Source organism: Chitinimonas sp., assembly GCF_041904975.1.
Lineage (GTDB): Bacteria > Pseudomonadota > Gammaproteobacteria > Burkholderiales > Chitinimonadaceae > Chitinimonas.
This window is the reverse complement of sequence record NZ_JAYRLZ010000132.1, coordinates 1-11,522: the sequence shown is the minus strand read 5'-3', so window position 1 is coordinate 11,522 and position 11,522 is coordinate 1. Positions and strand designations below refer to the sequence as shown.

The 11,522-nt window shown below is 61.3% G+C and carries 13 protein-coding genes; 4 read left to right on the top strand and 9 right to left on the bottom strand.

The window, feature by feature from the left end; genetic code table 11:
- The 6 genes from lipA to ACE3OH_RS12995 all read right to left on the bottom strand — a co-directional run.
- A partial coding sequence (lipA, locus tag ACE3OH_RS13020) for a lipoyl synthase (RefSeq protein ID WP_374353324.1) occupies positions 1-901 on the bottom strand: 901 nt, incomplete at its 3' end.
- A 360-nt stretch (positions 902-1,261) separates the two neighbouring features.
- A complete protein-coding gene (gene lipB, locus ACE3OH_RS13015) occupies positions 1,262-1,924 on the bottom strand; it encodes a lipoyl(octanoyl) transferase LipB (protein WP_374353321.1) in 663 nt (220 codons plus the stop codon).
- A 103-nt stretch (positions 1,925-2,027) separates the two neighbouring features.
- Positions 2,028-2,297 (bottom strand): YbeD family protein, encoded by a 270-nt coding sequence (locus ACE3OH_RS13010; RefSeq protein ID WP_374353318.1) that lies wholly within the window; start codon positions 2,295-2,297, stop codon positions 2,028-2,030.
- Between the two features lie 32 nt (positions 2,298-2,329).
- Positions 2,330-2,803, bottom strand: a complete 474-nt coding sequence (locus ACE3OH_RS13005) for a DUF3291 domain-containing protein (RefSeq protein WP_374353315.1) — start codon at positions 2,801-2,803, stop codon at positions 2,330-2,332.
- A gap of 54 nt (positions 2,804-2,857) precedes the next feature.
- A complete protein-coding gene (locus ACE3OH_RS13000) occupies positions 2,858-3,769 on the bottom strand; it encodes a D-amino acid aminotransferase (protein ID WP_374353312.1) in 912 nt (303 codons plus the stop codon).
- A 52-nt stretch (positions 3,770-3,821) separates the two neighbouring features.
- Positions 3,822-4,952, bottom strand: a complete 1,131-nt coding sequence (locus tag ACE3OH_RS12995; RefSeq protein WP_374353309.1) for a D-alanyl-D-alanine carboxypeptidase family protein — start codon at positions 4,950-4,952, stop codon at positions 3,822-3,824.
- Positions 4,953-5,200: 248 nt separating this feature from the next.
- Between ACE3OH_RS12995 and ACE3OH_RS12990 the strand changes: the two genes are divergently transcribed.
- Together ACE3OH_RS12990 and ACE3OH_RS12985 are read left to right on the top strand one after the other, a co-directional pair.
- Positions 5,201-5,509 carry a hypothetical protein gene (locus tag ACE3OH_RS12990; protein WP_374353306.1) on the top strand — a complete coding sequence of 103 codons (309 nt, stop codon included), beginning with the start codon at positions 5,201-5,203 and terminating at the stop codon, positions 5,507-5,509.
- A gap of 64 nt (positions 5,510-5,573) precedes the next feature.
- Positions 5,574-6,311: a substrate-binding periplasmic protein gene (locus ACE3OH_RS12985; protein WP_374353303.1), complete on the top strand. Its 738-nt coding sequence runs from the start codon at positions 5,574-5,576 to the stop codon at positions 6,309-6,311.
- 136 nt (positions 6,312-6,447) lie between these two features.
- Here ACE3OH_RS12985 and ACE3OH_RS12980 read toward each other — a convergent pair whose 3' ends face one another.
- The 3 genes from ACE3OH_RS12980 to ACE3OH_RS12970 are packed head-to-tail and all read right to left on the bottom strand — an operon-like array spanning position 6,448 to position 8,727.
- Complete coding sequence (locus ACE3OH_RS12980) at positions 6,448-6,858, bottom strand: hypothetical protein (RefSeq protein ID WP_374353300.1); 411 nt, start codon at positions 6,856-6,858, stop codon at positions 6,448-6,450.
- Positions 6,858-7,808, bottom strand: coding sequence for a Nudix family hydrolase (locus tag ACE3OH_RS12975; protein ID WP_374353296.1), 951 nt, complete (start codon positions 7,806-7,808; stop codon positions 6,858-6,860). Before ACE3OH_RS12975 ends, ACE3OH_RS12980 begins: the two co-directional genes overlap by 1 nt.
- A 52-nt stretch (positions 7,809-7,860) precedes the next feature.
- A complete protein-coding gene (locus ACE3OH_RS12970) occupies positions 7,861-8,727 on the bottom strand; it encodes an ATP-binding protein (protein ID WP_374353293.1) in 867 nt (288 codons plus the stop codon).
- Positions 8,728-8,863: 136 nt separating this feature from the next.
- On the opposite strand from ACE3OH_RS12970, the gene ACE3OH_RS12965 reads away from it, so the two are divergent.
- Entirely contained in the window at positions 8,864-10,291 is a 1,428-nt protein-coding gene (locus ACE3OH_RS12965) for a histidine kinase dimerization/phospho-acceptor domain-containing protein (RefSeq protein WP_374353290.1), read from the top strand.
- A partial coding sequence (locus ACE3OH_RS12960) for an ATP-binding protein (RefSeq protein WP_374353287.1) occupies positions 10,276-11,522 on the top strand: 1,247 nt, incomplete at its 3' end. The genes ACE3OH_RS12965 and ACE3OH_RS12960, both read left to right, overlap by 16 nt.

Sequence of the window (11,522 nt, the reverse complement as noted above, 5' to 3'; positions counted from 1 at the left end):
GTTTGAAGCCCATTTCATAGGCAATCTTCTCGAATGCCTTGAACTGCTCGGGCGTGACATAGCGCAGCACTGGCAGATGCGAGTTGGACGGTGCCAGATACTGCCCGATGGTGATCATTTCGATATCGTGCTCGCGCATATCGCGCATCACTTGCAGGATTTCTTCATCGGTTTCACCGAGGCCGACCATGATGCCGCTCTTGGTCGCCACATTCGGGTTGCGCGCCTTGTAGTCCTTCAGCAGCTTGAGCGAGTGCAGGTAATCCGAGCCGGGACGCGCTTGTTTGTAGAGGCGCGGCACCGTTTCCAGATTGTGGTTCATCACATCAGGCGGGGTGGCGCTGAGGATATCGATGGCGACATCAAGGCGACCACGGAAGTCCGGCACCAGCACTTCGATCTGCGTCGCTGGCGACAATGCGCGGGTCTTGCTGATGCAGTCGGCGAAATGGCCGGCACCACCATCGCGCAGGTCATCACGGTCCACCGAGGTCACCACCACATACTTGAGGCGCAGTGCGGCAATGGTTTCGGCCAGATGCTGCGGCTCATTGGCATCGAGCGGGTTCGGGCGGCCGTGGCCGACATCGCAGAACGGGCAACGGCGGGTGCAGATATCGCCCATGATCATAAAGGTGGCGGTACCGCTGCCAAAGCATTCGCCAATATTCGGGCAGCTGGCCTCTTCGCACACCGTGTGCAATTTCTGCTCGCGCAAGATGTTCTTGATCTCGTAAAAGCGATCACCGCTGGGCGCCTTGACGCGAATCCAGTCCGGCTTTTTCAGGGGTTCGGCCAAGGGCACGATCTTGATCGGAATCCGGGCGGTCTTGGCCTCGCCCTTCAGTTTGACGCCTTGTTCGGCTTTTTCGGGCGGGGTGGTGATGGTGGGCGAGGACATGCTTGGGGGCTTTCTTTGTTCGGTTCGGGCTCTACTGGCCCCAATAGGGTTGTTTGATCACCGCTTGGTGACACGAAACACTGGCGTCGACATCGCCACGCACGCAAATAGAAGGGCGAATAGTACGGCTGATAGGCCCGCATCTACGATCAAGCGCTCATACCACGCGACCGAAAGACACATGCACTTTGGGCCAAGCGCTGCCAATGCCAAGCTCAGGATCAATCCGACGAAGCAAAGACGGCGCGCAAACGTGCGGGAAAGTCGGTGGCCCTTGTAGTGCGAGACCACGGAAAGAACCATGAGCGCCAGATACGGCAGACCAAAATAAGCGACCAACATGGCAAAGCCATACATCGCTTACTGGGCTTTCAATGCATAGTCAGCCACCGAAGCCGTACCATCCAAAGCCAGCAAGTCGCTGATTTTACCGGCCAAACGCGGCGCAAGCGAGGCCGGCGTTTCCCGAATGCCGAAGTCGGCCAGCTGGGTCACCGCCAGACCGGCATAGCCGCAGGGGTTGATATGGCTGAACGGCGCCAGGTCCATCGCCACATTCAGCGCCAGGCCGTGGTAGCTCTTGCCATTGCGGATGCGCAGGCCCAGCGAGGCGATCTTGGCCTCGACGCCATCACGCTGCAGATAGACGCCGGGCGCATCGACCTTGCCATAGGCGCCTACCTTCAACTCGGCCAGCAGCTCGATAATGGCCTGCTCGATGCGCCGCACAAACTCGCGCACACCAAGCTTTCGCCGGCTCAGATCAATCATCAGATAGCCGACCAGCTGGCCCGGGCCGTGATACGTCACCTGCCCGCCGCGATCGATCTTGATAATGGGGATATCACCGCGCTGCAGCACATGCTCCGGCTTGCCAGCCTGGCCCTGGGTGAACACCGGCGGATGCTCCAAGAGCCACAACTCGTCAGGAGTGTCGGCTGTGCGCGCATCGGTGAAAGCCTGCATGGCACGCCAGGTGGGCTCGTAGTCGACCAGGCCAAATTGCTTGATGATCAGATTCATGTACTTTGCGTGAAACGTGAAATGTGATGCGGCGCTACGCGCCAGCGGTGAAACGTGGAACGCTCACCCACCTTTCACTTTTCACCCTTCACCTTTCACAACCCTATAGAACGTACTTCACCATCGGATGCCCGGTCACCGCACGGTAAATGGCGTCGAGCTGTTCCTGCGAGATGGCGGTCACCGTCACCGTCAGCGATACGTAATTGCCACCCGAGCTGACGCGTAGCTCGATGTCTTCGGCCGTCAAATCGGCGGCATGAATGCGCACCAGCTCGAAAATGGTCTGGGAGAAATCATCATGGCGCTGCCCCATCACCTTGATCGGGAAGCGGGTGGGGAATTCAATAATGCTGTCTTTTTGCTCGCTCATACGCGTGCTCCTGCTTTGCCCAAGTCGGGCCGTTATTCGGTGGCGTTGGCGGCTACTGCATCGGGCGCTGGGAATGGCTGAGCGAAGCTGAATACGGCGGCGCTTGGGCCATCGCGCCATAGCTGCTCGATCTTCTGCCGCGCCTCAAGCACATCGGGCAGATGGCCGGCCGGTACCCACCACAGCGCCAATGGCGATTTGGCAGACTTTTCGAACCACTGCTTCTTGCCGCGCAGCATCTGCAGGTGCTCACCGCTGTACACATAGTCCTTGAGCGCCTCGAAGCCTTGCCATACCGACAGATTCACCAGCAAGAGCGGATCGTCGAAGGCTTGCACCGAAGTGGCATCGCCGTCTTCGGTCTGCAGCCGCCAGACAAAGCCGGGGTGCGCATCGGCCAGCGCATTGACGCGATCGAGCTGCTCGACAAAGCCCTGCATCAGCGGCTGATCAAGCGGAGCCAGGGCCTTGGCGATATTGACCTGGGCGAGGTGGTAATGACTCATGGAGGGATATCCGATGGCAACAATGCCTAGAAACTGGGGGCGGCAGTGCCGATTTCAATCGCCGCCACGCATCACCTGCTGCTTGAACGCCTGGTAGAGCGTATCAAGCTGCTGCGCCATCGGCCCGACCTTGCCATCGCCTACCGGCTCGCCATCCAGCATCACAATGCTCAGTACTTCCTTGGTGCTGCTGGTCATCCACAACTCATCGGCACTGCGCACTTCGGCTTCGCTGATCGGGCGAATTTCGAGCGGCACCTGATTGGCCTCAGCGATTTCGATCACCAGATCATAGGTAATGCCCGGAAGCATCAGCTGCGACTTGGGCGGTGCCAGCAGCACGCCATCCTTCACCACAAAAATATTGCTGGCCGCCCCTTCGCTCAGATAGCGCTGCGGCGCCGACTGGGCAGCGCCATTACTGGCCGCCTCCAGCCCGAACGCCCAGCTATCGCGAAACATCACCGCTTCGGCGCAACCGGCGCGCTTGGCTGCCTCGCGCAGCAATACGGTGGGCAATAGATTCAAGGATTTGATATCGCAACGCAGCCAGCGGAAGTCACCGTGGCTGATCGCCTTCACCCCGGCCGCCTTTTGCGCCGGCGTCGGCGTCACCAAGCGGCTGGAGTTGATCATCACGGTGGGGGCTACATCGGCCGGGAAGGGGAAATCGCGCTCACCGGCATTACCGCGCGTCACATGCAGATACACCGACTGATCATCGAAGTCTTGCCGGGCGATGGTCTCCAGCACCAGCGCCGCCCATTGCTCGATGCTGTGCGGATTCGGCAGGCCGATTGCGGCGAGGCTGGCATCAAGTCTATGCAGGTGCTCATCAAGCCGGAACGGCTTGCGCGAGTAGACCGGAATGACTTCGTAGATGCCATCACCAAACAGCACGCCACGATCCAGCGCGCTGATGGTGGCGTCTTGACGGTTCACGAACTGGCCGTTCAGGTAGAGCATGGGCGCTTCCTATCGTGTCGGGCGAGTGCGGCCAAACACAGCCGCCGCCGCGCTATTTCCACCACAGCTTGACGCTATCCACCATGCGGCCGAAGAAGCCGGCTTGCGGCACCGCCGCCAGAGTCTTAAGCGGCAGTTCAGCAAGCGGCTGGCCATCCAGCGTCAACTTCACCGAGCCGATCACCTGGCCGGCCGCCAGCGGGGCGATCAACTTGGGCTGCAGAATCGTCTGTGCCTGGATACGCGGGATCGCACCCTTGGGCACCGTGATGAATTGGTCACGGTCAAAGCCGGCAGCGACCTGATTCGCCTCGCCCTTATAGACCACAGTCTGGGCCACGGCCTGCTTGGCCGCGTACAAACGGGTGGTGTCGAAGAAATTCAGGCCATAACCAAGCAGCTTGGCACTCTCGTCGGCGCGGGCATTCTCGCTGGCGGTACCCAGCACCACGCTGAGCACGCGGCGGCCATCGTGGTGTTTGGTGGCAATCAGGCAGTAGCCGGCGCTGTCGGTGTGGCCGGTCTTCAGGCCATCCACTTCCGGATCGCGGAACAGCAGCAGATTGCGGTTCGGCTGGGTGATGTTGTTGTAGCGGTATTCCTTCATCGAGGCGATAGCAAAGAATTCCGGATAGTCGCGCATGATCGCCATGGCCAGCACCGACAGATCGCGTGCCGTGGTGTAGTGCTGCGGGTTGGGCAGTCCGGTGGAGTTCATGAAGTGGGTGCCGGTCATGCCAAGCGCCGCTGCCTGCTGATTCATCATGCCGGCGAAATTCTCTTCGCTACCGGCAATCGCTTCAGCCAGGGTCACGCAGGCGTCGTTACCGCTTTGCACGATCATGCCGCGCAGCAATTCATCCACCCGCGCCGGCTTTTTCGGGTCGAGGAACATGCGCGACCCTTCGGTTTTCCAGCCTTTTTGCGATACGGTCAGCTGCTGATCAAGCCGGAGCCGACCTTCCTTGACCGCCTTGAGGGTCAGGTATTCGGTCATCAGCTTGGTGAGCGAAGCCGGGTCGATACGCTTGTCCGGGTCGCGCGCGGCCAGATGGGCGCCACTTTGAAAATCGAGCAAGAGATAGGCCTTGGCAGCCAGATCGGGTGGGGGTGGCACGGCAAGCGGCGCCGCCGTGACGGTGATAGACAGGGCGGAAGCCAGGGCCAGAAGCAGGGTGCGCATGCGGTGAACTTGTGGGTGGTGAAACAGGAGCGCCGATTATATGCGAAGCCGCGTCGCGCCTGTCGCCTTGGCTGCCTTAGAGTTCATCAGGTTCTTATCTGACAAGGCGCTCCCGTTTTACCGGCGGGGTGGTCGTGTCAAGCGCTGCCTTTGCGTTCGATCGATGCTTGCCGGGGGCAGGGGTTTGCTGGCGGCCTCAGGACATCTCCGGACGAGCCACCCGACTCGCAATATGCGCCCGCGGAGCGATGCAAAAGCGGTTGGAGAGGAACAACACCGCAACGCGTCAACAACCTGCCCACAGCCGCCCACGCAAGCAGCGCACGGGCCGGCTGCTGCGCATAAGCACTCGATTCGGCCTGCGCACTCCTGCAGACTGCGCAATCAGCATTGGCAAGCAGAAATCATTGATTCTTCAAAACCAAATCCATCGCCCCGCTCGCGACATCAACAAGCTGCCTTGGCTTGCACCTGACCTCATTCACGACTTTGCAAACCGTCTCGATTGCAGCAAACCGCAAGAGAAACTCGTCGATGCGCCAATGTTTTGCCTATAACGGGTTGGCAAAGCGTGCTGCTGCACGTCTCCCCTATCTGCCTCATCAATGCCAGGAGCCCTCCATGATGTTGCGTCGTGTTTTGCTACCCACATTGCTCTCCGTTGCCACGCTGGCCCTCCATGCCGAGACCATCACCCTTGGCGCCGAGGATGATTGGTACCCCTATTCCGGCAAGGTCAACGGCCAGGCCAAGGGCTTTGCTCCCGATCTGATCTCAGAAGCATTCAAGGCTGCCGGCGTTGATGTGAAATTCGAATCCGTCCCCTATGCACGCTGTATGGAAGAAACCAAGACCGGCAAACTGCTCGGCTGTTTCGACGCCGCGCGCAATAGCCAGCTGGAGCCGAATTATTTGTGGCATAACAAACCGATGTTCTCCGCCCGCATCAATATCTATGCACTGGCCAATTCAACCGAGTCGGGGCTGAAGCCCAAGGACCTGGAAGGCAAGGATGTCGCTGTCACCAATGACTATGAATATGGCGACGATTTCGACAGCAACACCAAGATCAAGCGCAGCGTATCGAATCAGGATGAACAGGGCTTCCGCAAACTATTGGCCGGCCGGGTCAAGTATATGGTGGCCTATGAAAAGGTGGCCAATGCCGTATTCGAAAAGAACAAGGCCGACTTTGCCGGAAAATTCAAGGCTGTTGGCATGACAGCCGAGCCCGGCCTGTTTATTGCCTTCTCCAAAACCTTTCCCAATAGCCAGCAATATGTGAATAAATTCAATACTGGCCTGGAAGCCATCCAGAAAAATGGCAAATACAAAGAGGTTGAAGCCAAGTGGAAATAGGCGGGCATATTCCGCCTTGATCCAGCCGGCCCCGTGGCAAACGGGGCCGGATGCAGCAGCCGAAAACGCGCCTCGTTGACAGCGCTGCTTTAGCCGGCTCATGAGCATGACTGGCGCCAAGCCGTCGCAATCGCACTCAATGTGCGGTAAATGCCACCATGGCACTGCCAGTGTCGGATTCCAGCAGCAACCACCAGTCGCGCCGGCCCTGCACACAAAATGGCAGCATCACGCTCGCGTGCTGGGCACCATCGGCCGCCGGCACAAATCGAAAGGCCACCGGCCCCATCTCCATACCTACCATGCCAAAACGCACCTTGAATGGTGCACTTGCACCACGCAGGGTGAGCTTGAAACCCTTCAGCGCGCGCGGGGACTGATCCGCCTGCAATTGCAGCGCCTGACCGGCCAGATGAACCTGGCAAGGCGCAGTCAGATCAGCACACTGCACCGTGGCGGACGGCTTGGCCGGCCCGGCAGCGTGATAGCCATAAAAGGCCAGACCCAGCAAGGCAAGGATGACCAGTAGCGACCGCCATCGCGCCATCAATCGCCCTCCCGCCATGGCCAGCGCAATGCGGCAATGCCTTGCGCACCGGCCGCATAGGCATCAGGCAGATCGGCCGCCGCCAGCCCGCCTATGCCGTATACCGGAAACGGCCAGCCCGCCATCAGCTGCTCGGCAAAGCCCGCCCAGCCCCGGATCGGACCATGCGGATGCGACAGCGTGGGCTTGATGGTGCCGAGCACCGCATAGTCCACCCCCAAGGCGGCAGCCTGTTCCAGCTCCGCCTGCGAGTGCACCGAAGCTCCGAGCCAGCCGGCCGGCCGTTGCTGCGTGGCCATGAGTGCGCGGGCAGACAGGTGCACGCCGTCGGCACCCAATTGTTCAGCCAAGGCAGGCGCATCATGCAGCAAGACCCGCGCGCCATGACGCCGCGCCAAATCCAGCACCCGCTGTGCCAGCGCCGCATAGGCGGCCCCAGCCAGCCCTGGCTCGCGCAGCACCAGCCAGCGCAAGCCCTGCTCCAGCCTTGCCTCCAACCGCGCCAGCCAGGCCGCTTCGCCCAGCTCGGCAACATTGGACAAGGCCAGCACGGCAGGCAATTGCAAACCGCGCAGGATGGGGGTGTTGGCCGGCAGGATAGGCTCGGCGGTAGTAGCCCCCGGTGTTTGCCAGACAAACGCCTGCCCCTCATGCGGCTGCGGCTCGCCTGACCAGCTGCAAACCTTGAAAAAATTCAGCCGCACCGTGGCATGCGGGTAGGCAAAGGTCTGCACCAGCCAGGGGTGAGCCTGCTGCACCACAATGCCCATTTCTTCGTGCAGCTCGCGATCGAGTGCCTGGCGCGGGGTTTCGCCCTGTTCCAGCTTGCCGCCGGGAAACTCCCACCAGCCGGCATAGGGCTTGCCCTGTGGTCGCGAGCCCAGCAGGAACTGGCCGTCTGCGCGGATCAGGATACCGGCGGCGACATGGGTAATCTTGTTATCTGTCATGAATCCAGCCCGGCGCGCAGCCAGGTGCTGAGGCAAAAGGGCCGCCAGCCTATCACGGCAAGGGCGGCAGCGAGCAGCGACCGGCCCAGTCACGGGCAAACTGCCAGGCTACCCGGCCGGAGCGTGCACCGCGCCCCTGAGCCCATAGCAAGGCTGCCCGCTCGACTTCCTCGCTCCAATCCGCCACGCCGAATGCCTGCAGCCAGTGGCGCACCGCATGCAGGTATTCCGCCTGGCTGAACGGATAAAAGCTCAGCCACAGGCCAAAGCGCTCCGAGAGGCTGATTTTCTCTTCCACCGCGTCGCCCGGATGCACCTCGCCGTCGACATGACGCGCCTGGCGGTTTTCATCAAAAAATTCCGGCAGCAGATGGCGGCGATTCGAGGTGGCGTAGACCAGTACATTGCTGCTGTGCGCGGCTATGCTGCCATCGAGCACTGATTTGAGGGCTTTGTAGCCGGTCTCGCCTTCTTCAAAGCTCAGGTCATCGCAAAACACGATAAAGCGCTCCGGTCGCCCCAGCAGCCTTGCCACGATATCGGGCAAATCAACCAGATCGGCCTTGTCCACTTCCACCAAGCGCAAGCCATCGCGATGGAAGGCCTGCAATACCGCCTTGATCAGCGAGGACTTGCCGGTGCCGCGTGCACCGGTCAGCAGCACATTGTTGGCAAGGTGGCCGGCAACGAACTGGCGTGTGTTGCGCACAATCTCCGCCTGCTGGCTGGCGATATTGTGCAGATCGCCCAGGGTGATCCAGTTCGGCTGCGCTACCGCTTCCAGCACGCCAAAACCGTGGCCGAACACGCTACGCCTACGCCAGCGAAAGGCCGGCTGCGACCAGTCCGGCTCCTGCGCGTCCTCGGGCAGGAAGCGCTCCAGCCTATGCAATAGCGCCATCAGGGCGGGTTCGGTCATTTCTTGGCACTCCTTATCAGAGGTGGTTATGCCTGCCATCAAGCCGGCTTGCCGTGGCGGCAAGCGGCAAAATCCTTGCATATACTTGCTGAGCCCTGGCGCAGGCCAGGGCGGAACCCAGGCAGAAGGAATGCAGGTGACTACCAGCACCAGCCAGCCACGATCGCGCACGCTGTTTGTCGATATCGCCCTATCGAGTGGCGTGGTCTTGCTGATTGTGGCAATCATGGCCACCTACTTCTGGCAGGACCGCAAACATCAGCGCCAGATCGCCCGCGCGGCGGTACTGGCCGAGCAAAGCAGCACCCGGCTGCACCCGATGGCTGAAAGCATCGAGCGCGCGTTTGCCGATATCTACCACAATGCCCGCACCATTTCCCTGTTACCCAGCGTGCGCAAGCTCAGCGGCGCCAATCGCCGCAGCGATCAGGAAGACGTGATCGCCAGTGGCCGCTTCAGCGCCGATGCCGACCAGACAGTCCGGCAGATCTACAACAATCTGGCGGCCAGCGTGCAGATTTCCGAGGTGTACGCGGTGCTCGATGGCTTTGATGGCCAGCACGACCTTCCGTTTCTCAGTTACGACAGCAAGATCGCCGGCATCAATAGCAATGCTGCAGCGAGCCGAGATGTACCGCCCGAGGATGAGAGCGAGGAATACCGCTACTACCCACAGGCGATCGCCGCATTCAAAGCCAGCCATCCACAGCTGGATTTCTTGTCGCTGGAAGATATACCAGCGCAATGGTCGCCGATGATGCGTACCTGCGACAATGCGCAATACGACTCACTCGCCCATGGCGACCCGCGCAACGCCGCTGGCTTCACGCTCACGGTGCCGATCTACGCGGCGGCGAACAACCGGGTATCCGGCCTGATTGCGGTCGTCATCCGCAGCAATGTGCTGGAAGCGATGCTGGCCGGCGTGCCGTTTTTGCCTATCACTGCCAGCGACCAGGCGCGGGCACGGCAGGCGGGCTTCGCGCTGCCGCCGCAGCCGGTGACTTTCATGCTGCAGGAAAAGACAAACGGCATACGCATCCAGGATCGCCGGCTCGGCAATGCCGCCGCCGTGTTTGCGCCGGGCCAGGATACTGTGCTGAGTCGCAAGCTGAGCGTATATGGCAAGGCCGACTGGCAACTGTTCTACGCGGTACCCGAGCACGCCTGGCTGGAGCGCTATGCGCCGATCGATGCCAATTTCCAGCAGCGTCTGGGCGGCTTGCTGCTGGTAGCCATACTGTTGTTGGCCATGCGCATCATCCAGCTGTTCCGTCGCACCGATCAGCAGCAGTTGCAGCGCCTGGAGGCTGCGCGCGAGCGTGAAGCGGCGGCCAATCAGGCCAAGGGCATCTTTCTGGCCAATATGAGCCATGAAATCCGCACCCCCATGAACGGCATCATCGGCATGCTGGAATTACTGGTGGACAGCCCCTTGCCGCCGGAGCAGAAATCACTGGCACGCACCGCCCGCGATTCGGCCGACAGCCTGCTAGAAATCCTCAACGATATTCTATTCTCGATGTGGCCAAACTCGAGGCCGGAAATATGCAGCTGGACCTGAACGAGGCCAATCTGCACCGGCTGCTGCACGACTGCACCGAGCTGCTGCAAGCCAAGGCCACCGGCAAGGGCATCGGCCTGACATTGACCCTGGCGCCCAATGTGCCAAGCCATGCGCGTATCGACACCACCCGGGTGCGGCAAATCCTGCTCAACCTGATGTCCAATGCCATCAAGTTCACCGAAACCGGTGGCGTTAGCGTCAAGGTCGATGTCGTCACCGAAGCGGCCAGCGTCGCCCGCTTCAGTGTTGCGGTCAGCGACAGCGGCATCGGCATCGCTCCCGAGGTGCTGCCCACCCTGTTCAAGCGCTTCGAGCAGGGCGACAAATCGACCAATCGGCGCTTTGGAGGCTCGGGCCTCGGGCTGGAAATCTCCCTGAAACTGGCGCGGATGATGGGCGGAGATATCCGGGTCAGCTCGGTGCAGGGCGAGGGCAGTACCTTCACGTTCGAATTCGCCGCCGAGGTGGTGGACATGCCGGCCAGCGCCAACGAAGCAGGGAATGGCGACACGGTGGCGGCCGATGACGACGCCAGCCTGCGCATCCTTATCGTTGACGATAATCCGGTGAATCTGGCGGTATTGGGCGCCATGCTCAGAAAGTACGGCCACCAGGTCGAGCAGGCCGGTGGCGGCCTGCCTGCCGTTGCCATGGCGGCAGCAGCCAGCTATGACCTGATCCTGATGGACGCCATGATGCCGGATATGGACGGCCTGACTGCCACCCGGCAGATCCGCGAGCAGGCGGCCGGCAAGCCGGTGCCCCGCATAGCCGTGGTCACCGCCAATGCCATGAGCGGCGCGCGCGAGCAGTATCTGGCCGACGGGTTTGACGACTATCTGTCCAAGCCGATCCCGATTCCCGCCTTGCGCGAGTTGATCCGCAATACGCCACGACTGGGCGCAGCATTTGTGGCGGCGCCCGCTGACTCGGCGCAGCCAGCCGCGCTTCCCTCTGCCCAGTCCGGACCGGCGCACACAACGCCAGCCCTCCCTGCGAACGACGCACCCGGCGCCGCCGCCATCCACACCCATGACCGGACCACGGACGGGTCGGCCCGTACCGACGGAGGCCCACTCGCGCACATCCTGGAGCCTGCCGCCCTGCAGGCCTTGCAGGCACATCTGCATCAACAGCTGGCTGCGCTGCTGACCGCCGCCGAGCAGGCGGCCGCCGTTGGCGACACCGCCAGCATGCTGGACAAGGCCTGGTTAATCCAGAGCATTGC

Excerpts from the sequence above, each read along its gene's own strand:
- lipB (WP_374353321.1), bottom strand. The coding sequence starts at position 1,924 with ATGAATCTGATCATCAAGCAATTTGGCCTGGTCGACTACGAGCCCACC.
- ACE3OH_RS13010 (WP_374353318.1), bottom strand. The coding sequence starts at position 2,297 with ATGAGCGAGCAAAAAGACAGCATTATTGAATTCCCCACCCGCTTCCCG.
- ACE3OH_RS13005 (WP_374353315.1), bottom strand. The coding sequence starts at position 2,803 with ATGAGTCATTACCACCTCGCCCAGGTCAATATCGCCAAGGCCCTGGCT.
- ACE3OH_RS13000 (WP_374353312.1), bottom strand. The coding sequence starts at position 3,769 with ATGCTCTACCTGAACGGCCAGTTCGTGAACCGTCAAGACGCCACCATC.
- ACE3OH_RS12995 (WP_374353309.1), bottom strand. The coding sequence starts at position 4,952 with ATGCGCACCCTGCTTCTGGCCCTGGCTTCCGCCCTGTCTATCACCGTC.
- ACE3OH_RS12990 (WP_374353306.1), top strand. The coding sequence starts at position 5,201 with ATGCAAAAGCGGTTGGAGAGGAACAACACCGCAACGCGTCAACAACCT.
- ACE3OH_RS12985 (WP_374353303.1), top strand. The coding sequence starts at position 5,574 with ATGATGTTGCGTCGTGTTTTGCTACCCACATTGCTCTCCGTTGCCACG.
- ACE3OH_RS12980 (WP_374353300.1), bottom strand. The coding sequence starts at position 6,858 with ATGGCGCGATGGCGGTCGCTACTGGTCATCCTTGCCTTGCTGGGTCTG.
- ACE3OH_RS12975 (WP_374353296.1), bottom strand. The coding sequence starts at position 7,808 with ATGACAGATAACAAGATTACCCATGTCGCCGCCGGTATCCTGATCCGC.
- ACE3OH_RS12970 (WP_374353293.1), bottom strand. The coding sequence starts at position 8,727 with ATGACCGAACCCGCCCTGATGGCGCTATTGCATAGGCTGGAGCGCTTC.